This window comes from Thermomonas sp., from assembly GCF_029945965.1.
Lineage (GTDB): Bacteria > Pseudomonadota > Gammaproteobacteria > Xanthomonadales > Xanthomonadaceae > Thermomonas.
Window position 1 is genome coordinate 400,432 of the sequence record NZ_JAQSDO010000020.1, and the last position, 21,849, is coordinate 422,280.

The 21,849-nt window shown below is 65.1% G+C and carries 14 protein-coding genes; 10 read left to right on the top strand and 4 right to left on the bottom strand.

Annotated elements, in window-relative coordinates:
- Nucleotides 1-45: 45 nt before the first annotated feature.
- Nucleotides 46-615 (bottom strand): Dps family protein, encoded by a 570-nt coding sequence (locus PSV05_RS14575; RefSeq protein WP_300066721.1) that lies wholly within the window; start codon nt 613-615, stop codon nt 46-48.
- Between the two features lie 97 nt (nt 616-712).
- Between PSV05_RS14575 and PSV05_RS14580 the strand changes: the two genes are divergently transcribed.
- From PSV05_RS14580 to PSV05_RS14590, 3 genes are all read left to right on the top strand, one after another.
- Nucleotides 713-4,801, top strand: coding sequence for a DUF3418 domain-containing protein (locus tag PSV05_RS14580; protein WP_300066724.1), 4,089 nt, complete (start codon nt 713-715; stop codon nt 4,799-4,801).
- Between the two features lie 38 nt (nt 4,802-4,839).
- Nucleotides 4,840-7,023 carry a bifunctional (p)ppGpp synthetase/guanosine-3',5'-bis(diphosphate) 3'-pyrophosphohydrolase gene (locus PSV05_RS14585; protein ID WP_300066727.1) on the top strand — a complete coding sequence of 728 codons (2,184 nt, stop codon included), beginning with the start codon at nt 4,840-4,842 and terminating at the stop codon, nt 7,021-7,023.
- Between the two features lie 104 nt (nt 7,024-7,127).
- A complete protein-coding gene (locus tag PSV05_RS14590; RefSeq protein WP_300066730.1) occupies nt 7,128-8,573 on the top strand; it encodes a hypothetical protein in 1,446 nt (481 codons plus the stop codon).
- Here PSV05_RS14590 and PSV05_RS14595 read toward each other — a convergent pair.
- Entirely contained in the window at nt 8,570-10,675 is a 2,106-nt protein-coding gene (locus PSV05_RS14595; protein WP_300066733.1) for a glycosyltransferase, read from the bottom strand. The two genes, PSV05_RS14590 and PSV05_RS14595, sit on opposite strands and share 4 nt — an antisense overlap.
- A gap of 127 nt (nt 10,676-10,802) precedes the next feature.
- On the opposite strand from PSV05_RS14595, the gene mrcB reads away from it, so the two are divergent.
- Genes mrcB through tsaB form a run of 3 tightly spaced genes read left to right on the top strand, consistent with a single transcriptional unit; the run spans nt 10,803 to nt 16,046 of the window.
- Nucleotides 10,803-13,274, top strand: coding sequence for a penicillin-binding protein 1B (gene mrcB / locus PSV05_RS14600; RefSeq protein ID WP_300066736.1), 2,472 nt, complete (start codon nt 10,803-10,805; stop codon nt 13,272-13,274).
- A 24-nt stretch (nt 13,275-13,298) separates the two neighbouring features.
- Nucleotides 13,299-15,338 carry an ATP-dependent DNA helicase gene (locus PSV05_RS14605; RefSeq protein WP_300066739.1) on the top strand — a complete coding sequence of 680 codons (2,040 nt, stop codon included), beginning with the start codon at nt 13,299-13,301 and terminating at the stop codon, nt 15,336-15,338.
- A gap of 3 nt (nt 15,339-15,341) precedes the next feature.
- Nucleotides 15,342-16,046, top strand: a complete 705-nt coding sequence (gene tsaB, locus PSV05_RS14610) for a tRNA (adenosine(37)-N6)-threonylcarbamoyltransferase complex dimerization subunit type 1 TsaB (RefSeq protein WP_300066743.1) — start codon at nt 15,342-15,344, stop codon at nt 16,044-16,046.
- Between the two features lie 106 nt (nt 16,047-16,152).
- On the opposite strand, the gene PSV05_RS14615 is transcribed toward tsaB, so the two are convergent.
- Together PSV05_RS14615 and gshB are read right to left on the bottom strand one after the other, a co-directional pair.
- Nucleotides 16,153-17,040 (bottom strand): energy transducer TonB, encoded by an 888-nt coding sequence (locus PSV05_RS14615; RefSeq protein ID WP_300066747.1) that lies wholly within the window; start codon nt 17,038-17,040, stop codon nt 16,153-16,155.
- Nucleotides 17,040-18,002 (bottom strand): glutathione synthase, encoded by a 963-nt coding sequence (gene gshB, locus PSV05_RS14620; protein WP_300067042.1) that lies wholly within the window; start codon nt 18,000-18,002, stop codon nt 17,040-17,042. Before gshB ends, PSV05_RS14615 begins: the two co-directional genes overlap by 1 nt.
- 174 nt (nt 18,003-18,176) lie before the next feature.
- Between gshB and pilG the strand changes: the two genes are divergently transcribed.
- The 4 genes from pilG to PSV05_RS14640 all read left to right on the top strand — a co-directional run bounded on the left by pilG (nt 18,177) and on the right by PSV05_RS14640 (nt 21,823).
- Complete coding sequence (gene pilG, locus PSV05_RS14625) at nt 18,177-18,578, top strand: twitching motility response regulator PilG (RefSeq protein WP_300066750.1); 402 nt, start codon at nt 18,177-18,179, stop codon at nt 18,576-18,578.
- Nucleotides 18,579-18,596: 18 nt separating this feature from the next.
- Nucleotides 18,597-18,962 (top strand): response regulator, encoded by a 366-nt coding sequence (locus tag PSV05_RS14630; RefSeq protein WP_300066753.1) that lies wholly within the window; start codon nt 18,597-18,599, stop codon nt 18,960-18,962.
- Nucleotides 18,963-19,228: 266 nt separating this feature from the next.
- Entirely contained in the window at nt 19,229-19,774 is a 546-nt protein-coding gene (locus PSV05_RS14635; protein ID WP_300067045.1) for a chemotaxis protein CheW, read from the top strand.
- Nucleotides 19,775-19,807: 33 nt separating this feature from the next.
- Nucleotides 19,808-21,823: a methyl-accepting chemotaxis protein gene (locus PSV05_RS14640; RefSeq protein WP_300066756.1), complete on the top strand. Its 2,016-nt coding sequence runs from the start codon at nt 19,808-19,810 to the stop codon at nt 21,821-21,823.
- The last annotated feature ends 26 nt before the right edge of the window (nt 21,824-21,849 follow it).

A 21,849-nucleotide genomic window follows, 5' to 3' on the forward strand; every position in this document is an offset into this window, starting at 1 on the left:
CAAGCTGCAGGCGCAGCTTGGTATCGTTTTGAGTTCTTTTCGTGCTTACTGCAGCAGCGAACGCAGCATCCACGCGGTCTTTTCGTGGATGTTGAGGCGCTGGGTCATCAGGTCCACGGTCGGGTCGTCGCCGGCCTCGTCGGCGGTCTTGAGCACCTTGCGCGCGGTACGGCAGACGGCCTCGTTGCCGACGACCAGCTGACGCACCATCTCGCGCCAGTCGGCGGTGTCGGCCAAGCCTGGTTCTTCGGCAATCGAACTCAGCCGGGTGAACTCCGCATACGAACCCGGGGCGTTGAAGCCCAGCGCGCGGATACGCTCGGCGATCTCGTCCAGCGCGTTCCACTGCTCGGTGTATTGCGTCTCGAACATGGTGTGCAGGGCATTGAACATCGGCCCGGTCACGTTCCAGTGGAAGTTGTGGGTCTTCAGGTACAGCGTGAATGCGTCTGACAGGAAGTGCGCCAGGCCATCGGAGGTCTTGCGGCGATCGCCGCTGGAAATGCCGATATTGATGCCGGGGGCGCCGTCGGCATGCGCCTTGATCGGGGCTTTGGGGGCTTTCTCGGGCTTGGCAGACTTGGCGAGCTTTTCGATGGATTTTTTCTTTGACATGACGATTCCTCGTGGAAGCAACTTTAGCGGGGGCTTGCGGCGACAATAGACCGATGCGGTATTGCCGTGAAATACATGTTTTTGTTCGCAACAATCCATGAAAGCTATCGAACCCCCTGCAAAGACCGCGTCAACACAGGCCCGCCGCGACATCGATGGCGCGCTGAGCCGTGACCGTGGGCGGCTTCTGGGTCTGTGGTCGAAATGCAAGGCCAAGCCCGATGACGCCACGCTGGGCGCCGCATTCGCGCTGAAGCTGCAGGCCTCGACCGCCGAGCGCGAGCGCCGCTCCGCGATGCTGCCGGTCGCTGCGGTGGATCCCAACCTGCCAATCGCTGCCTCCGCGGACGACATCGTCGAACTGATCCGCAAATACCAGGTGGTGGTGATCGCTGGCGAAACCGGCTCCGGCAAGACCACCCAGTTGCCCAAGCTGTGTATTGCTGCGGGCCGTGGCGCCGCGGGGATGATCGGCTGCACCCAGCCGCGACGGATCGCCGCGCGTTCTGTAGCGCGCCGCGTTGCCGAGGAACTGCAGGTGCAGCTGGGCGGGCTGGTCGGTTTCCAGGTGCGTTTCAACGATTCGGTCAGCGATGCGACCGCGATCAAGTTCATGACCGACGGCATCCTGCTGGCGGAGATCCAGGCTGATCGATGGTTGTCGAAGTACGACACGATCATCATTGACGAGGCGCACGAGCGCAGCCTCAACATCGATTTCCTGCTCGGTTACCTGAAGCGGCTGCTGCCGCAGCGGCCCGACCTCAAGCTGCTGGTGACCTCGGCGACGATTGATACCGCCCGTTTCGCCGCGCACTTCGGCGATGCGCCGGTGGTCGAGGTCGAGGGTCGAGGCTTTCCGGTCGAGATGCGTTATCGGTCGCTGGAGGAAATGGAGTCAGAGAACATTTCCATGCTCGACGGCATCGTCGCGGCCTGTGACGAAATCCAACGCGAGAAAGGCATTGGCGATGTGCTGATTTTCCTGCCAGGCGAGCGCGAGATCCGAGATGCCCACCAGGCGCTGGAACGGCGAAAATATCGCCACACCGAAGTGCTGCCGCTGTACGCGCGACTGTCGGCAAAGGACCAGGATCGCGTGTTCCATCCGGGCTCGCAGCGCCGCATCGTGCTGGCCACGAACGTCGCGGAAACCTCGATCACGGTGCCGCGCATTCATTACGTCGTCGATCCCGGCGTGGCCAGGGTCAAGCGCTACAGCCCGCGGCAGAAACTGGACCGCCTGCACATCGAACCGGTCAGCCAGGCCAGTGCCAACCAGCGTGCCGGCCGCTGCGGGCGCATCGCGCCTGGCGTGTGCATCCGCCTGTATTCACAAGCCGAATTCGAATCTCGGCCTGCCTTCACCGATCCGGAAATCCGTCGCGCCGCACTGGCCGGTGTGATCCTGCGCATGCTGTCGCTCGGGCTTGGCCAGATTGAACGTCGTAGCGCGGCACACAGCAAGCGCGGACGCAAAGCCGAGGCGATCGCCAGTCCGAACATCATCGAGGAGTTTCCATTCCTTGAGCCACCGGACCCACGCGCGATTGCTGATGGTTGGCAGCAACTAGGCGAACTGGGTGCGGTGGATGCAGATCGCGGTTTGACCGCGATCGGGCGATCCATGGCCAAGCTGCCGGTCGACGTGAAGCTTTCGCGGATGCTGGTCGCCGCGCAGCAGCACGGCGTGCTGCGCGAGATGCTGGTTATCGCCAGCTTCCTGGGCGTGCAGGATCCACGCGAACGCCCGGCCGATGCACGCGCCGCTGCCGATGCAGCGCATGCACAGTTCGCCGATCCGAAATCGGAATTTGTCGGCATCTTCAAACTGTGGACGGCCTACCGCACCGCGCACGAGGACAACACGCAATCACAGTTGCGCAAATGGGCGGACAAGTACTTCCTCGGCTTCCTGCGCCTGCGCGAGTGGTGGGAATTGCATCGGCAGCTGAAACTGCAGTGCGAAGTGTTGTGGCCGGAGCCATCAGGTGTTTCCTTCCCCCGCTTGCGGGGGAAGGTGCCGAAGGCGGATGGGGGGAAGCGAGGAGGGAACGATGAAATTCTCGAGGAGCACCCCCACCCCAACCCTCCCCCGCAGGCGGGGGAGGGGGCAATCCACTATGCCTCACTGCATCGCGCATTGATCGCCGGCTTGCCGACCCAGTTGGGTCATCGCGCTGAGCGAGGCCTCTACGACGGCCCGCGCGGACGCAAGTTCTCGCTGTTCCCGGGCTCGACGCTGGCCTCCAAGCCGCCGCCTTGGGTGTTGTCGGCGACGTTGCTGGACACCGAAAAAGTGTGGGGGCTCACCAATGCGGGCATCGAGCCGGAGTGGGCGATTGCTGAATTGCCGCACCTGCTGGCGCGCCGCCATCACGACCCGCATTGGTCGCGCGCCCAAGGCCGCGTGCTGGGTAGCGAGCAGATTTCGCTGTTCGGCCTGGTGCTGGCGCCGAAGAAGCCCGTGCATTACGGCGGACTGTTCCCGGAAGAGTCACGCATGATCTTCGTGCGTGACGCGCTGTTGACTGGCGAAATCAACACCCGCTCTGCGTTCCTGGCGCGCAACCTGAAAACGCTGGCATCGGCCAAGGATGAGGAAGCCAAGCTGCGCCGTGTCGGGCTGGTGGTGGATGAGGACTGGCAGGCGCGCTGGTACCTGGATCGATTGCCGCCGCATGTGCACAACGCACAGGCGCTGGATGCCTGGGTCGTAAAATTGCCGAAGGATCAGAAGGCGGCGTTGGAGTGGTCGCGCGACGAATTACTGGTCGCCGACGAAGCCGATGCCGCGCGCTTCCCGGCGTACATCGCATTGGGCGATGCACGGCTGGCGGTGCAATACCGGTTTGAACCCGGCGCGATCGACGACGGCATGAGCGTACTGGTGCCGTTGCATCTGCTCAATGTGCTGGACGCGGCGCGCCTGTCGTGGCTGGCGCCGGGGTTCGCGCAGGACAAGACGGCGGCACTGATCAAGTCGTTGCCGAAAGTGCTGCGTCGCAATTTCGTGCCGGCGCCGGATTTCGCGCGTGCCTTCGCCGAGGCACATCCGCAGTCCGGCCTTGGGCAGGAACTGCCCGACAGTATTGAGGGTGCGCTCGCGCGTTTCCTGAAGAAACTTTCCGGTGTGGAACTGTCGGCGGTTGATTTCGATGCGGCCGGCATCGAGGCCCACCTGCGTGCCAACCTGCGCCTGCTGGACACCGACAAGAAGTCCGTACTTGCTGAATCGCGGGATCTTGACGATCTGCGCGCGCGCTATGGAGCGCGTGCTGCCGAAGCGTTCGCCAAACATGCGGCGCAAGGCATGGCACAGGCCCGATTGACGACATTCCCCGCGCAGCCGATTCCGATGTCGGTGCCCGGAGCCGGCGGCGTGCCGGCATATCCGGCACTACATGACGATGGCGACAGTGCATCGCTGGCGGTGCATGCGCAGCGTGATGTGGCGGAGCGCCTGCATCCGCAGGGCGTGCGCCGGTTGCTGGAATGTGCCCTGGCCGACAAGCTCAAGCAGGCGCGCAGGCAACTGCCGGTGCAGGCCAAGACTTCGCTGCTGTATGCGGCGATCGAATCGGCGAACCCGCGTCGCGATGGCCTGAAGGACAGCGACCGCCTGCGCAGCGACCTGGTCGATGGCGCATTCGCGGCCTTGGCCGAACACGACCTGTTGGAGGTGCGTGACTTCAACGCGTTCAACTTGCGCGTCGATGCCATTGGCAAAGCGCTGTTCGGCGAAGCGATGCAACGCCTGCGCCAAGCCGAGACGATCCTGGCGCTGGTCGCGGAGGTGCGCGCTGCGCTGGAATCGAAATTGATGGGTTGGGCACGGGCCAATCTGGACGACATGCGCGCGCACCTGGATGCGCTGGTCGCACCGGGTTTCCTGCGCGACGTGTCCGCCGACGCGTTGGCCGATTACCCGCGCTACCTGAAGGCCCTGGCCCTGCGCGCCGAGCGTGCGCAACGTGACCCGACTCGCGACCAGGCCCGGTTGCTGGAGCTGCAGCCGTTCGTGTCAGCGCTGGCCACCGCCAATCCCGATGACCCCGAGGTACAAGCCCTTCGCTGGGACCTGGAGGAACTGCGGGTGCAACAGTTCGCGCAGGAACTCGGCAGCAGGGCCGGGGTATCGCCGAAGCGCCTGGCGACACGACTGGCGCGGTTGCGTTCAGCTTGATGCTGGCCGCTTCATGACGCCCTCGCTAATGTAGTCCGATGCACGCCACTACCCCGTCCACGCCTAAAACCACCGCCTACCAAACCACCCTTGCACGGTTGCCTGTCGGTGCGTTGGCGGACGGCTTGATCGAGGTCTGGTGCGGCGCGATCGATGCCGGCGCGCAGCTGCGCGATTCGCCCGAGGTGCTGGCCGACACACTGGCGATCCTGGCCACGCTCAACGCCGATCCAGACGTGCTGGCGGCCACCTTATTGGACGTGGTTGTCGGCATCGACGATGCAATCAAGGCTGCTGGCATCCAGCTGCCGGAACGCCTGCGCGTATTGCTGGAAGGCCAGCGCGCGGCCAGTCGGGTCTGGCAGCTGCATCGCCGTCACGGTGGCGGGCGCAATCCGGAAGGCATGCGCCGCTTGTTGCTGGCACTGGTGCGCGACTTGCGGGTGGTCCCCATCGTGCTGGCTCGGCAGTTGTCGCGGATGCGCGCGGCCTGGCGCTTGCCAGTGGAAGAGCGCCAGGCACTTGCTCAGCTGACCCGCGACATCCATGCGCCACTGGCCAACCGGCTGGGCATCTGGCAGCTGAAGTGGGAGCTGGAAGACCTCGCGTTCCGCGAGCTCGAAACCGACACCTACGTGCGCATCGCGCGCCAGCTGGATGACAGCCGCACTGGGCGCGAGCGCTACATCCAGCAGGCACTGGTGCAGCTGCATGAATCGCTGGCCGAACACGGCATCGACGGTGATGTCGCCGGGCGGCCGAAGCACATCTACAGCATCTGGCGAAAGATGCGAAAGAAAGATGTGCCGATTGGCGAACTCTATGACTTGAGGGCGCTGAGGGTACTTGTAGACGACGTGGCCGCCTGCTACGCAGCACTCGGCATCGTGCATGCGTTGTGGGTACCGATCCCGAGTGAGTTCGACGACTACATCGCGCGTCCCAAGAGCAACGACTACCGCTCGCTGCATACCGCCGTGGTTGGCCCCGGTGGCAAGACCCTGGAAGTGCAGATCCGCACACGCGAGATGCATGCACAGGCCGAACTTGGCGTGGCTGCGCACTGGCGCTACAAGGAAGGCGGCGCGGCGGGCGGTGCTGCCGGTGGCGCTGCAATGGACAAGCGCATCGCATGGATGCGCAAGCTGCTGGAGCAGGCTGCGGATGCCGCGCGTGATGGCGAGGCGTCGCCGCTGGATGGGCTCGACAGCGAACTGGTCGAGGAGCGCGTGTATGCGCTGACGCCGAAGGGTGAAGTAGTCGACCTGCAGCAAGGTTCGACCGTGCTCGATTTTGCCTACCAGGTGCATACCGAGGTCGGCCATCGCTGTCGCGGCGCCAAGGTTGACGGCCGCATCGTCCCGTTAACTCATCAATTGCACAGCGGTGACCGGGTCGAAATCCTGACTGCGAAGACTTCAGAGCCGCGGCGTGACTGGCTGCAGGCGGGCAGTGGCTTCCTGGCCAGCAGCCGCTCGCGGGAAAAAGTCCGTAACTGGTTCAACAAGCTTGATCGCGTGCGCAATCTGCAGGCCGGGCGCGAACTACTGGATCGCGACCTGCGCCGGATGGGCCTGCTGCAGGCCGACCTGCAGCCGGTGCTGGGCAAGTTCAACGTCGGCAACGTCGATGACTTGCTGGTGCTGGTGGCGCTGGGCGATGTTGGCCCGAACCAGATCGGTCGCGCATTGCTCGACCTCGAGCGTGCCGCGGAAGAACCGGTGCGCGGTGTGGCGTCGCCGATACCAGCGAAACCGGCCAGCCTACTTTCGGCGGCCGGAACCGTCACCGTGCAGGGTGTCGACAATCTGCTGGCGCAGGTGGCGCGTTGCTGCCAGCCGCTGCCGGGCGAACCCATTGCCGGTTACCTGACCCGCGGACGCGGTGTCAGCGTGCATCGGCCCGACTGCGCCTCGTTCCTGCGCATGGCGGGGTTGCAGCCGGCACGCGTATTGCCGGTGGAGTGGGGCGCGCGCAGCGGCGGCCATGAGGTCGCGGTGCGGATCGATGCGATCGACCGCAAATGGCTGCTCAAGGACATCACTACTCTGGTCGCGCAACTCAATGTGCATGTGCTGAGCGTGCACAGCGCACCGATGCATGACGGACACGGGCAGGTGCGGATCGCGCTGCAGGTGCGGGTGGCGGACTACGGGCAGCTTGGCCTGCTGCTGGGTCGGATCGAAGCATTGGCCGGCGTCGAGTCGGCACATCGCGGATGAACGCGCCGCGGACCAGACAGTTCGCCTCCGTGCATAGGCGCCGGCAGGCATGGCGTGCGCGTTGGTTGGCCCTGCCAGCGCTACTGCGAAATGCAGTAACCGCCGTGTGCGGATTGCTGCTGCTCGCTTTCCTGCTGGCGGTGCTGTTCCGTGGCAGTATTTCGACCTGGCTGTGGCCGGATTCGCGCAGCGAGGAACTGCGGATTCAGGCGAACGCCGCGCTGCAGGCTGGTCGCTTCACCGCCACCGATGGCAGCGGCGCGCGCGAATTGTTCGAGGCCGCGCTGGCCTTGCAGCCCGATCAGGTACAGGCCCGCGAAGGCTTGGCGCGGGTCGCACAGGCGTCACTGGCGCGGGCCGAGCGCGAGATCGGAGAGGAACACTACCCGGCCGCGCGCGTCGACTTGCAGTTGGCGCAGGCGCTGGATGCGCCGCATGCGAGGATCGATGCGGTACTCGCGATGCTGCACGAACGTGAAGTTGGCAATGGCAGCATCGACGAGCTGCTGGCACGTGCGGCTGCGGCACGCGCCGCGGGCAGGCTCGACCAGGACGACGCATCGGCATTGCCGCTTTACCAGCGCGTGCTGGCCTTGCAGCCACGCAACCAGCATGCGGTCGAAGGCCGTGAGGATGCGCTGACCGACCTGTTGCAGCCGGCGCAGGCCGCGCTTGAGCGCGGCGATGCGCAAACCGTGTCCGAATTGCTGCAGCGCGCCCGACGCTTCGATCCCGGGCACGTCGAGTTGCCGGCGTTGCGGGCCGGCCTGGCCCAGCTTGTCGAGGGACGTGCACAGCGCGTACGCGTGCTTGTCGGCAAGAACAGCTTCGAGCGTGCCGCGGCGCTATGCATCGAATTGCGCGGGCTTCAGGGCAATGGCTCGATGCCTGCAGCATGCGGTACCGATGTGGTTGGTGGGCTTGCGGCACACGCCACCCGATTGGCCGCGGATTTCGATTTCGCCGGTAGCGAGCAACTACTGGCGACTGCAAAAGAACTCGTCGCCGACGATCCGCGCATCCGTGATGCGCAGCGGCAGTTGGCACAGGCGCGTCGGGGCGCTTCGAAGCTGCCGGATGCGCATCGTCCGAACCGCCGTGACGCGGCGAAGGTACAAGCCTTGCTGGCCGATGCCGCCAAGGCGCAAAGCCGTGGCGATTGGATCACGCCGCCCGGCGACAGCGCTTGGGACAAGTTGCGCGCAGCGCGTGCGCTGGCTCCCAATGACGCCCGCGTACAACATGCGTTGGCCGCGCTGGAGCCCGCCGCGCGCAAGTGCCAGGACGATGCGTTGCGCGACAACCGCCTGCGGGAATCGCAGGCCTGCCTGGATGTGTGGCGCCAGCTCGATCCGCTGGATCGCGACCTCCCGCCGGCACGCCAGCGGCTTGCGCAGCGCTGGATCGCGATCGGCGACCAGCGCCTGGAACGCGGCGAGATCAACGCAGCCGCGCTAGCTGCGGAACAGGCCCGGCTGCTGGATCCGGTAACGCCGGGACTGGCCGAATTCACGCAGCGCCTGCGCCGTGCGCAGCCGGGCAAGCCCTAGCGTGGCTTGACGGGCTGCAGGAACAATTCGCGTACTGTCTGGCGCGCGGCATCCAGCGAAAAATGCGTTGCCACATTCTCGAGCGCATGCGTGGCGACCTGTTCCCACAACACGGCATCGCCATCCAGCCGCAACACCGCTTGTGCAAAATCTTCGGCAGCATCGGCCACCAGCACGTCGATGCCATCGCGCAGGTGCATGCCTTCCACTGCCGGCGACGTGGCTACCACTGGCAGGCCATGCGCCATGGCCTGGTTGATCTTGCCCTTGACCCCAGCGCCATAGCGCAGCGGCGCGACCGACACGCGGCAGCGATCCAGCCACGGCTGCAGCTCGGGGACATGGCCATGGATCTCGACGCCGGCCAGTGAGCCGAGCGCACTGATTTCCACAGGCACATCGCCGCCGATGCAATGGAAGTGGATGCCAGGCTGCTTCGCACGGATCAGCGGGAATACCTCGCGCACGAACCACAGCACCGCATCCACGTTCGGCGGATGCCGGAATCCGCCGACGAACAGCAGATCGCTGCGCTGCGCCCAAGCCGGGCCATGGCCAGCGACCTGATGCAGGTTGGACAGGATGCGCACATCGGCGCCTGGCGCATCTTCGCGCAACAGGTCGCGCTCGACGCTGCTCACCACCAAGGTCGTGTCGGCAGCAGCGATCAATTCCAGTTCCAGTTCGCGGGTACGCAGCGCGGCCCGCGTCGCAACCGCATCGCCCGACAATTCGGCAGCACGGCGCTCGCGCAGGTAATGCAGGTCGATGGTATCGAACAGGATGCGTGCCTGCGGCGCATGCCGGCGCAGCAGTGGCAGGAACTCGCGCGCCACGTAATGCCGGCAGACCAGTGCCGTGTCGAAGCGTGCGCCATGCTCGCGCAGCCAGGCCGGGATCCGCGCCGCATGCGGCGCATGCCAGCATTCGACGCCGAGTTGCTGCAGCGCTTGCGTGTAATGCCCATCGGCGGTGCGGTTTGCAGGCAGGAACACCACGTGCGCGCCATCGACGATCAGCATCCGCATCAGGTTGACCAGTCGCAGTGAACCGGAATCGCGATCCGGCTGCGGGGTCAACGCATCGATGATGAGTATTTGCGGCTGGCGGCGGTGCAGCAGCGCCGGCGTTGGAATGGTGTGCGGCGGGAGTTGCGTCGCCAATGCGTCGCGCCATTTGTCAGCGAATACCTGCTGGTTGCGCAGCTGCGCGGATTTCGCGCCACTGTTTGGATCGGTGCCGGCAGTGGTGCCTTCGTCATGCATCACCACGGCTTGCGGCTGGTACAGCACGCGCAGCCCGGCCGCGCGCACCGCGAAGGCGAGATCGGTGTCTTCGTAATAGGCCGGCGCATAACGCGCATCGAAGCCGCCAAGCCGCTGGAACAACCTGCGCGGGATAGCGATCGCCGCACCACTCAGGTAATCGGCATCGCGCAAATAATTGAACCGACAATCGGCCGGGTCTTCATGGCGACCGTAGTTCCAGCCAGAGCCATCGACGAACACCACGCCGCCGGCTTCCTGCAGGCGGCCATCGGGATAGACCAGCTTGGCGCCAACAAGGCCGGCATCAGCAAGCGCATCGAACGTGCACAGCAAGGCGTCCAGCCAGCCCGGCTGCGGCACGGTGTCGTTGTTGAGGAAGACCAGATACTCGCCTCGTGCCAGTGCCGCACCTTCGTTGCAGGCCGCGATGAAGCCACCGTTGCTGTCGCGGGCATGCAGGCGAATGCCTTCGACCTGCAGGAGCCTGGCGCGCGAATCGTCCGGCGAGGCATCGTCGACCACGATCACTTCGATGCCGGCTTCGGGTGGGTATGCCGCGATTGCGCGCAGGCAGGCCAGCGTATGTGCGAACGCGCCATGCACCGGAATCACGATGCTTGCCCGCGGCGTCTCGGTGGTTGGCATCGTGAATGGTGCGAACGGCATGGCGCCGGGCGAATACAGCGCGGGCGCCGTCACCCGGCCGCGGCGGAACTGCAGCTTCAGCCGCTGCCAGCTGGCAGCCAGGCCACGGTTGCGCAAGCTGGCCAAGCCACGCCGCCACAGGCCGTATGCGCGCGAGATCCAGAAGCGCGCTTCGGCAGGGATCGGCATGCAGTGGAACTCCGGCTGAAGGACGGGGCAACGACCTACGGTGCCTCGCGCAAGGGCTGCGCTAGACTCGCTGCAATCACGATTGCCTATTGTCGCATCCCGCGCGATGGCTGCCAGCGCCGAGCCCATGCCCCGCATCAAAGACGACGAAGACCTGCACGACGATGAAGATGGCGACTCCAGCGACGCTGGAGATGGCGGCGGACCTGGTTGGCGCAGTCGACTGCTGACCTGGGGACTGGCCGGTGCCGCGCTGCTGTTGGGCTTTTTGATCCCGTACATGGCCTACCTGAATCATCAGGTTGGCGAGCGCTTCGGCAAGTTGCGCTGGCAGGTGCCGACCCGCGTGTATGCACGCCCGCTGATGCTGCGCCAGGGGTTGGCGTTGGACGCGCAGACGCTCAAGACCGAACTGGATGCCGCCTCCTACCACGATGGCGACGGCAAGCGCGCTGGCACGTATGCGCGCAACGGTGGTCGCTGGAAGATATCCAGCCGCGGTTATTTCGATGTCGACGGGCGCATCGCCCCGGCCCAACTCGACGTCACACTGTCGGATGGCAAGGTTGCGACTGTGCGCGATGTCGCCAGTCGCAAATCACTACGCAGCGCGCGGCTGGACCCGGCACGCATCGCCACCTTGTACGGCCAGCAGCAGGAAGAAAGGCGCCTGGTTCGGATCGAGGAAGTGCCAGAGCTGCTGGTCACCGGCCTGCAAGCGGTGGAGGACGAGGACTTCGCCCACCACCACGGGATCGACATCACCGGCATGATGCGCGCGGCCTGGGTCACGGTCAGTTCCGGCGGCGAGAACAAGCAGGGTGCCAGCACCCTGACCCAGCAACTGGCGCGCAGCGGCTTGCTCGGCATCGGCAAGGAGCAGACGGTCACCCGCAAGGTCAAGGAAATCCTGTTCTCGCTGTTGCTGGAAGCGCGCTACGACAAAAAAACAATCCTTGAGGCCTACTTCAACCAGGTCGACCTTGGCCAGCGCGGCGCGCAGTCGATTCGCGGCGTGGCAGCGGCATCGGAGTTCTGGTTTGGCCGCGAACTGCGCGACCTTTCGACCGAGCAGATCGCGCTGATGATTGGTTTGGTCAAGGGACCGTCCTGGTACAACCCGCGACGCAACCCGGAGCGTGCGACCGAGCGCCGCAATTTAGTGCTTGGCAAGATGCACGAGGCGAAGCTCATTGACGATGCCGAGTACGCGCGCGCGAAGAAAGCGCCGCTGGGCATCACCAAGGATGCCGGCAATATCGCCGCCAACCGCTTCCCGGCCTATGTCGATCTGGTGCGCAAGCAGCTGGCACGCGATTACCCGGCCGACAAGCTCTCCGGCGCTGGCCTGAGCGTGATGACCGGGATGTCGCTGGCCGCGCAGGGCTATGCAGAGGGCGCGGTGACCCGCACGCTGAAGTCGCTGACGACAAAGGGCCGTCCGTCGCTGCAGGCGGGCCTGGTGATGACCGATGTGCACAACGGCGACGTGGTCGCGGTGGTGGGCAGCCGCAACGTCACCGAGCAGGGCTTCAACCGCGCGGTCGATGCCAAGCGGCCGGTCGGTTCCTTGCTCAAGCCATTCGTGTACCTGCTTGCGCTGGCCCAGCCGGACAAGTGGTCGCTGGCCAGCAGTATCAGCGATGCGCCGGTGACGGTCAGCCTGGGTCGCAACCGCACCTGGAAGCCGGGCAATTCCGATGGACGCAGCCATGGCGACGTGCGGGTAATGGATGCGCTGGCACATTCCTACAACCAGGCCACGGTGCGCCTGGGCATGGATGTGCAACCGAAGCGGCTGGCCGACCTGATCGGGACCCTTGCTGGAATCCAGTCCGAAGGCCAGCCTTCGCTGATCCTGGGTGCTGTCGACCAGAGTCCATACGCGATGGCGCAGCTGTACCAGTTTTTGGCATCGGATGGCGAAATCCAGCCCCTGCATGCGGTACGTGGCGTGCTGGACCGGAAGGGCAGCACCATCAAGCGCTATGACAGCGCGCCGCCACCGGCGCAGAAGGGTGATGCAGTGGCCGCGCGGCTGGTCGGCGTGGCGCTGCAATACACGGTCACTTCGGGGACTGGTCACCAGTTGGTCAGCGACGGCCTTGGACGGCTCAGCGCGGCCGGCAAGACCGGCACCAGCAACGACAGTCGTGACAGCTGGTTTGCGGGCTATACCGGTGACCATCTGGCGGTGGTCTGGGTCGGTAATGACCAGAACCAGCCGACCGGCCTGTACGGCGCCACCGGTGGCATGCGGGTATGGTCGGGGATCTTTTCGCGCATGCCCAGTGCGCCGTTGCAGATCAGCAGCGATGGCCTGGACTGGCAGTGGGTACAAAGCGGCCACAGTACCGATGCCGGTTGCCCAGGCGCCGGTCGAGTGGCCTTCGTGGCCGGCTTCGCGCCTGCTTACCAGCCTTGCGTCTACGCAGCGCCCACCGACGATCCGTACTGGCAGCAACATCCGGACGAAGCCGGCCCGGCGATGCTCGAACGCGCGGGTGACGCCATCCGCAACTGGCTGGGTATTGGCGAGCATGGTGATGCCGCGCCACAGCCGCCGGCACCTGCGCCTGAACCCGTGCGCCAGCCCTGATCGGCGGGTGTGCAGGATGATCCGATGTCGCGCCTGAGTGCCGGTGTCCGCGAGGCGCTGAATGCCGGTGCCGCGCTGGCCAGCCATGTGCCGGGTTTCGTGGCTCGGCCGGCGCAGCAGCGGCTGGCGATGGCGGTTGCCGAGGCCTTCGAACAACGCGGCGTGTTGCTGGCCGAAGCCGGCACCGGCACCGGCAAGACCTTCGCCTACCTGGTACCGACCTTGCTGTCGGGCATGAAGACGATTATTTCAACCGGCACCCGCGCACTGCAGGATCAACTCTACCTGCGCGACCTGCCGCGGGTGCGCGATGCACTCGGCACCGGCCTCAAGACCACATTGCTCAAGGGCCGTTCCAACTACCTGTGCCGTTACCGGATGGAGCAGGCCAAGGGCGAGCCGCAATTGGCGCAATTATTCAGGGGTGGTTTTTCATCGCGCGAAGCGGCATCGCAATTCCAGCGCGTGGTGGCGTGGAGCGGGCGCACCCGGATGGGCGACATAGCCGAGCTTGACGCGCTGCCGGAAGATTCGCCGCTGCTGCCGCAGATCACCTCGACCGCGGACAACTGCCTGGGCAGCGAATGCCCGTTCTGGAGCGAATGCTTCGTGGTGCAGGCACGCCAGCGCGCGCAGACCGCCGATGTGGTGGTGGTCAATCACCATCTGCTGCTGGCTGACCTCGCGTTGAAGCAGGAAGGCTTCGGCGAGATCCTGCCGGGCGCTCAGGCCTTCGTGGTCGATGAGGCGCACCAGCTGCCGGAACTCGCGGCGCAGTTCTTCGGCGAATCGCTCAGCGCACGGCCCTTGGTCGAACTGGCGCGCGATACGCTCAGCGAGTGCAAGGAGGTGCCCGGCGCGCTCGCGGCGGTGCAGGAGCCGGCGCGTGCGCTGGAAGCTGCCACGCGTGGTTTGCGTGCGGCGATGGAGCCGCTGCCGCATCGCGGCACCCGCTGGCGCGCGCTGGATACGGTTGACGTGGATTCGGCCTGCCTCACCCTGGCCGATGCGCTGGATGTGCTGGAGCGCGCGCTCACACCGCTGCGCGAGGCCGCACCCGGGTTCGACGCCTGCCATCTGCGCGCCAAGGACAACCAGGCGCGCTTGCATCGCTGGATGGAGGCGGGCGACGGCGGCCCTGGAATAAGTGCGTTCGATCCCGATGATGATGCGGACGCGAAGCATGACGACGGCTTCAGCTCAGTCCATTGGTACGAACTCACCCCGCGTGGTTTTCGCCTGCAGCGCACGCCGCTGGACGTGTCCGGCCCGCTGCGCACGCATCGCGAGGCTTCGCATGCGGCCTGGGTGTTCACCTCGGCCACGCTATCAGTGGCCGGCAGCTTCGGCCACATCTCGCAGCGACTGGGGATCGAGCATGCGACCGAACTGCTTGAACCCAGTCCGTTCGACTGGGACCGGCAGGCGCTGTGCTACTTGCCGCCGAACCTGCCGGAGCCTGCATCGCGTGAATTCGGGCCAGCGCTGATCGCGGCGCTGCAACCCGTGCTGGAAGCATCCGGCGGGCGCGCGTTCCTGCTGTTCGCGTCGCATCGCGCGCTGCGCGAAGCCGCTGAACTCATGCGCAACGCGCCATGGCCGCTGTTCGTGCAGGGCAGCGAGCCGCGGCATGTGCTGCTGCAACGTTTCCGCGAGTCGGGTAACGGCGTGCTACTGGGCACCGCGAGCTTCCGCGAAGGCGTGGACGTGCCTGGCGATGCGCTCAGCGTGGTGGTGATCGACAAACTGCCGTTCGCGGCGCCGGATGATCCGGTATTCGAGGCACGGCTTGATGCGATCCGCCGCAGTGGCGGCAATCCGTTCCGCGACGAGCAACTGCCGCAGGCGGTGATCGCGCTGAAGCAGGGCGCCGGCCGCCTGATCCGCACCGAGACCGACCGCGGCGTGCTGGTGCTGTGCGACCCGCGCCTGCTCGGCAAGTCATATGGCAAGATCTTCCTTGACTCGCTGCCACCGCTGCCACGTACGCGCGATGTCGCCGATGTGCAGGCCTTCTTTGACCCTCAGGCTTTGGCCAGCAAGGGCTCCGTCACGGATAATTGAGTGATGAGACTGCTCGCCATCGAAACCGCCACCGAAGCCTGTTCCATCGCCGTGCTGGTCGATGGCGCAGTGATCGAGCGCTTCGAGATCGCACCGCGCCGCCACACCGAACTCGCATTGCCGTGGGCAGAGGCATTGCTGGCCGAAGCCGGCATCGCAAAATCGCAGCTCGATGCGATCGCGGTTGGGCGTGGCCCTGGTGCATTCACTGGCGTGCGCTTGGCAATTGCCTTGGCGCAGGGTATTGCGCTGGCGCTGGACCGGCCTTTGCTGCCGGTCTCGACATTGGCGGCACTTGCGATGCGGTCGTCGGGCGAACGCATCCTTGCCGCCATCGACGCGCGCATGGGCGAGATCTACGTTGCGAGCTTCCAGCGCGATGGCGATAGCCTCATCGCAACCAGCGACGAAGTCGTCATCGCGCCGGATGCGTACATTCCGCCAGACGGCGTTGGCTGGCATGGCGTCGGTACCGGGTTCGCTGCTGCCGACGGTGTGCTTCCAACGCGCCTGCATGCGCAATTGGCAACTGTGGATGCCTCTGCATTGCCGCATGCGGCAGATGTTGCCCGCCTGGGCGCACTGGCCTTCGCACGTGGTGAAGCGATTGCGCCGGAACGCATCGAGCCGGCCTACCTGCGCAACAACGTCGCGCTCACCATCGCCGAGCAACAGGTGCTACGCGCGGCGCGCAAATCAGGCAGCTAAACGAACGGTGGGGGCGAGGGCTTGGGGGGGTGGCGCAGCGGCATTTCGAGCCGCGAAGCGAATACCCCAAGCCCTCGCCGCCGCCGGCTACGTCGCTTGGTGACGCCTACTGGTCGACCAACTCACCGCCCGGCATGAACTGCCAGGTGCGGGTGATATGCAGCACGTCCGGGTCTTCCCGGGTCTTGGGCAGCGGCGCGTAAGGCTCCGAGAGTTTGACGATGCGGAGCGCGGCGTTGTCCAGCATCGGGATATGGCTGGATTGGACGATGCTGGAGGACTCGACGCTGCCGTCGCGGCGCACGGCCACGCTGATCACCACCACTCCACCGATCCGGCGCCGGCGGGCTTCGTCTGGATAGTTGAGGTTGCCGACCCGTTCGACACGGTCCACCCAGCCGCGCAGATACTGCGCCCACGCGTATTCCTTGGTGCTGGCGGAGACGAACTTGCGTTTGGGCCGCTTGGCGTATTCCTGCGAGCGCAGGTGGATTTCCGCAGCCAGGCGGGCCATTTCGATGTCGTGGTTGATCTTCTGCATGCCCGGCGGCAAGTCTCGGGCATCCACTTCCTGCCGCGGCTGCGGCATTGGCAGGGTTTGTTCTCCAGTGGTCGCGGTGATCACACGTGGGTCGGGCGGCGGGCTGGGCGCGGGCGTCTGCGCGTGCAACGGGCGCGGTGCCAGCCCTGCTTCCGGTTGCGGGATCAGCCCGGCCTGCGCATCGCGCGGGCGCAGGGTCTTGTCGTGCTCGCCGCCGCCCAGGTTGTCGGCCTGGGCAAGGAAATCCGCCTCTTTCGGGGTCAACGCGGAGCGGGTCTGGGTCAGCATCACGTCAAGTGTTGGCGTGACCGGCGCGGCGTCTTCCACGGTGAACGCAATCCCCAGGATCAGCATCGCGTGCACCAGCACGGCGAGTACCAGGGTGGCGCCGAGTCGGTCGGATTCGCCGATGCGTGGCGCAGCGCGAGCGGGGAAAGCGTCTGCCTGCGGCATCAGGACGCGAGCCTGGCCTCGATGCAGTCGAACAGGCGGCCGGCGATATTCAGGCCGAACTGGGCATCGAGTTCACGGATGCAGGTGGGGCTGGTGACGTTGACCTCGGTCAGGTAGTCGCCGATCACGTCCAGGCCGACAAACAGCATGCCGCGGCGCTTCATTTCGGGGCCGACCTGGGCCGCGATCCAGCGGTCGCGCGCGCTCAGCGGGCGACCTTCGCCACGACCGCCGGCGGCCAGGTTTCCGCGGAATTCGTCGCCCTGCGGGATACGCGCCAGGCAATAATCAATAGGTTCGCCATCGACCAGCAGGATGCGTTTGTCGCCATCGGTGATCTCCGGCAGGTAGCGCTGGGCCATGGCCAGGTGGCGGCCGCCGTCGGTCAGGGTTTCCAGGATCACGTTGAGGTTGGCTTCGCCTGCGCCGGCACGGAAGATCGAGCGCCCGCCCATGCCGTCCAGCGGTTTCAGTACGGCCTGTTGGTGCTCGACGACAAAAGCCTTGAGCGCAGCCAGGTTCCGGCTCACCAGCGTCGGCGGGCAGCATTGCGGGAACAGCAGGGCGGCGAGTTTTTCATTGAAGTCGCGCAGGCCCTGCGGGTCGTTGACGACAAGTGCGCCCTGCCGCTGGGCCATGTCCAGGATCTGGGTGTCGTGGATGTAGTTGGCATCGACCGGTGGATCAGTGCGCATCAGCACCACCTGGCCCGCTCCGAGCTCAAGTTGTGATGCGGATCCCAGATCGAACCAGTGCATCGGATCGTCGGTGACGCGCAGCGTCATGCAGTCGGCGACCGCGCGCATACCGCTCACGGCCAGCCCACCGGGCCTGGCGTAATGCAGCCGATGCCCGCGCCGCTGGGCCTCCAGCAGCATGGCGAAGGTGGAGTCCTTGGCGATCTTGATGGATGCAATCGGATCCATCACCACCACCACGTCCAGCGGTGTTCCCAACGGCATCCCGTGCGTCATCGATACATCCTGCAAAATCTGTCCAAATGGTAGCAGGGGGGGTCGACGAAACAGCAATGTGACGTAAAGCGTCGCTTGACACGTCGCGCGCAGACTGGGATATAAGCAGTCACGCACCGAGGCCGAATGTCTCGGGCAGCGATCAAGCGGCAAGGGGAACGCATGGGTCAGAAGGACGGTCAGGACGTCAACCTCACAGGTCTGAGGGTGATGGTCATCGATGACTCAAAGACGATTCGTCGCACGGCGGAGACCCTGCTTGTGCGCGAGGGTTGCGAGGTTGTCACGGCAATGGACGGGTTCGAGGCGCTTTCCAAGATCGCCGACCATAATCCGCAGATCATCTTCGTCGACATCATGATGCCGCGACTGGATGGCTATCAGACCTGCGCGCTTATCAAGAACAACCAGACCTTCAAATCCGTGCCGGTGATCATGCTTTCGTCCAAGGATGGCTTGTTCGACAAGGCGCGGGGGCGCATCGTGGGCGCCGAGCAATACCTCACCAAACCATTTACGCGCGAAGAGCTTCTTGGCGCGATCCGGAAGTACGTCAACGCCTGACCGGGGGGTAAGGCACACATGGCACGCATACTGCTGATTGAGGATTCACCGACCGAAGCTGCGGTCATGACCCAGTTGCTGGAACGCAACGGGCACCAGGTCACCACGTCGGTCAATGCCGAGGATGGCATCGCCACCTGTCGGCGTGACAAGCCCGACCTGGTGCTGATGGATGTGGTGCTACCCGGCATGAACGGCTTCCAGGCCACCCGTGCGTTGTCGCGCGATGCCGATACCAGCCATATCCCGGTGCTGATCGTCAGTACCAAAAATCTGGAAACTGATCGGATGTGGGGCATGCGCCAAGGCGCAAAGGACTACATCGTCAAGCCACCCCGCGAGACCGACCTGATCGAGCGGATCAACGCATTGGTCGGGAACTGAATATGGCGAAGCGCGGCAAGGGCAAGGCAAAGAGCAAGCAGCCCGCGAAGGCTATCGAGACGGTCGTCGAGGCTGCGGCCGCGGAGCCCGTCATCGAGCAGGTCGCTGATCCTGTCGTTGAAGCCGAAGCTGCGCCGGTAATGGACGAATCGCCGGACGTACAGCCTGAAGAAGTGCAGGCTGAATCCGTCACTGAAAGTGCTCAAGCTGAGCCTGTCGAGCAGGTCGCCCCGGCAAAACCGTCCAAGCCGCAGCGCAAGCGCAAGGTGCAGGCGCGCGACCAGCGTCCGCCCTTCCTGGTGCTGGCCGATTACGAAGAACGCAGCCTTGCGCACGTTGCCGGCCTGCCGGAACAGTTGGACGCGCCGGGCCTGTGGCGCGGTGTCGCCTATCGGATCGGTTCGCATCGGCTCGCATCGGGATTCGACGAAGTGGTTGAAATCCTGTCGATACCCGCGTTGACTACTGTTCCGGGTGCGCAACCGTGGATGCTGGGCGTGGCCAACGTGCGCGGCACGCTGTTGCCGGTGGTCGACCTGAAGCAATTCCTGGAAGGCGAGCGCACCGTGCTGCATGAAAGCCAGCGCGTGCTGGTCGTGCGCCAACCCGGCGGCGAAGTCGCCGTCACCATCGACGAGTTGTACGGCCAACGCAGTTTCGTTGACGGACAAGGCATCGATGTCGCGCAGGTGTCGGAGGGCCGTTACGGCCATTTCATCGATCGCGCTTACCACATGGGTGAGCAGGATTGGGGCGTGTTCAGCCTCGACCGCCTTGCCCGTACCCCTGAATTCCGCCAAGCCGCCGCCTGATACGCGGTCACATACGCAAGCCGAGGTCGCAACATGAGCACTATGATGGATTCCGTCGCTGGCAAGGGTCGCAACCTCAGCACCAATGCGTGGATCGCGTTGCTGATCGGGTCGCTGGTGGTATTCGCAGGCAACACGTTGTACGCCACCACCAAGGCGTCTCGCCTGGGTGGCGCCAGTACTTCGGCATCGCGCCTGCAGCTCAATTCACAGCGACTAGCCAACCAGGGCCGGGAAGCGATCGAGGGCAATGCCGATGCATTCGCCTCCTTCAAGGACACCAAGGCCGAAGTCGATGAGGACATCAAGTCCCTCAACGACCGTTTCGGCGATTCGGCCGGCGTTTCCGGTCCGATCAAGACCGTGACCAACACCTGGACGCCGCTGGCCAAGCGCGCCGACGAGGTGCTGGGTAGCCAGGCTGCGGTGCTGGCCCTCGCCGGACGCGCCACCAGCTTCAATGCGAAGGTGCCGCAGTTGCAGGCACAGCTGAACGAAGTGGTCCGCGGCCTGGTTTCTGGCGGGGCGAGTTCGGGCCAGGTGTTCACCGCGCTGCAACAGGTGGTGACATCGGCAGGCATGGCGCGTCGCATCACCGAATTGCAGGCGGGTGGCAGCGGCGCATCGGTTGCGGCCGGCGCACTGGGTCGCGATTCACAGGTGTTCGATCGCTCGATGAACGCCCTGCATAACGGCGGTGGCGACATCGCGAAGGTGACGGCGGCGGGTGCAATCGGTCCACTGACTCAGGCCAATACCCTGTGGCAGGACATGAAGAAGGACCTGGACGCGATCGTCGCCAGCTCCAAGGACCTGATCGGTGCGCAGACCTCGGTTGCCGCGCTGACCACAGGTTCCGACAAGCTGCTGGCTGACAGCGAAAGTCTGTTCGCGGCGTTCACCTCCTTCGGCTCGCTGAAGGACACCAGTATTGTTGGTGGCGTCTGGCTCAGCATCCTGTCCGGTGCGCTGGCACTGTTCTCGATCGCCGGTTTGTTGTGGGCTCTGGGCCGCGCGCAACGCGCCCGCTACCAGACCACCAAGGAACTCAACGACCGTAACCAGGAGGCGATCATGCGCCTGCTGGATGAAATGGGTTCGCTCGCGGAAGGCGACTTGACCGTGAAGGCGACCGTGACCGAGGACATGACCGGCGCGATCGCGGACTCGATCAATTTCGCCGTGGAACAGCTGCGCACCCTGGTGGCCACGATCAACGACACCTCGGTGCATGTAGCCTCCAGTACGCAGGAAACCCAGGCGACCGCGATGCACCTGGCCGAGGCAGCACAGCACCAGGCGCAGGAGATCAGTTCTGCATCCGGTCGCATCACCGACATCGCGGCCAGCATCAACCAGGTGTCGCAGAACTCGGCGGACTCCGCCGAGGTGGCGCGCCGCTCGGTGCAGATCGCGACCAATGGCGCGGGTGTGGTGCGGCAGACCATCGCCGGCATGGACAGCATCCGTGACCAGATCCAGGAAACCTCCAAGCGCATCAAGCGACTGGGCGAAAGCTCGCAGGAGATTGGTTCCATCGTGGAACTGATCAACGACATTTCCGAACAGACCAACATCCTGGCGCTGAACGCAGCCATCCAGGCAGCCTCGGCCGGTGAAGCAGGCCGCGGGTTCGCGGTGGTGGCCGATGAAGTGCAACGACTCGCGGAACGCTCTTCGAGCGCGACCAAGCGCATCGAATCGCTGGTCCAGACCATTCAGGCCGATACCAACGAAGCGGTCAGCTCGATGGAGCAGACGACCTCCGAAGTGGTCGCCGGCGCACGACTGGCCGAGGACGCGGGCACCGCACTGGGCGAAATCGAAAAGGTGTCCGCCGACTTGTCCGGGTTGATTCAAGGCATCTCCACCGCGGCGGCGCAGCAGTCCATCGCGGCGACCGACATCACCCAGACCATGAACACCATCCAGTCGATTACCGCGCAGACCTCGCAGGGCGCCAACCAGACCGCGGAGTCGATCGGAAACCTGGCCCAGCTCGCCGCCGACCTGCGTCGTTCGGTCGCCGACTTCAAGTTGCCAGCCTGAGCGCCGGGTCAGTAGGGATTGGCATG

Bases quoted from the DNA above. Each gene is read 5' to 3' on its own strand.
- PSV05_RS14575 (WP_300066721.1), bottom strand. From the start codon at position 615: ATGTCAAAGAAAAAATCCATCGAAAAGCTCGCCAAGTCTGCCAAGCCC.
- PSV05_RS14580 (WP_300066724.1), top strand. From the start codon at position 713: ATGAAAGCTATCGAACCCCCTGCAAAGACCGCGTCAACACAGGCCCGC.
- PSV05_RS14585 (WP_300066727.1), top strand. From the start codon at position 4,840: ATGCACGCCACTACCCCGTCCACGCCTAAAACCACCGCCTACCAAACC.
- PSV05_RS14595 (WP_300066733.1), bottom strand. From the start codon at position 10,675: ATGCCGATCCCTGCCGAAGCGCGCTTCTGGATCTCGCGCGCATACGGC.
- mrcB (WP_300066736.1), top strand. From the start codon at position 10,803: ATGCCCCGCATCAAAGACGACGAAGACCTGCACGACGATGAAGATGGC.
- PSV05_RS14605 (WP_300066739.1), top strand. From the start codon at position 13,299: ATGTCGCGCCTGAGTGCCGGTGTCCGCGAGGCGCTGAATGCCGGTGCC.
- tsaB (WP_300066743.1), top strand. From the start codon at position 15,342: ATGAGACTGCTCGCCATCGAAACCGCCACCGAAGCCTGTTCCATCGCC.
- PSV05_RS14615 (WP_300066747.1), bottom strand. From the start codon at position 17,040: ATGCCGCAGGCAGACGCTTTCCCCGCTCGCGCTGCGCCACGCATCGGC.
- gshB (WP_300067042.1), bottom strand. From the start codon at position 18,002: ATGCCGTTGGGAACACCGCTGGACGTGGTGGTGGTGATGGATCCGATT.
- pilG (WP_300066750.1), top strand. From the start codon at position 18,177: ATGGGTCAGAAGGACGGTCAGGACGTCAACCTCACAGGTCTGAGGGTG.
- PSV05_RS14630 (WP_300066753.1), top strand. From the start codon at position 18,597: ATGGCACGCATACTGCTGATTGAGGATTCACCGACCGAAGCTGCGGTC.
- PSV05_RS14640 (WP_300066756.1), top strand. From the start codon at position 19,808: ATGAGCACTATGATGGATTCCGTCGCTGGCAAGGGTCGCAACCTCAGC.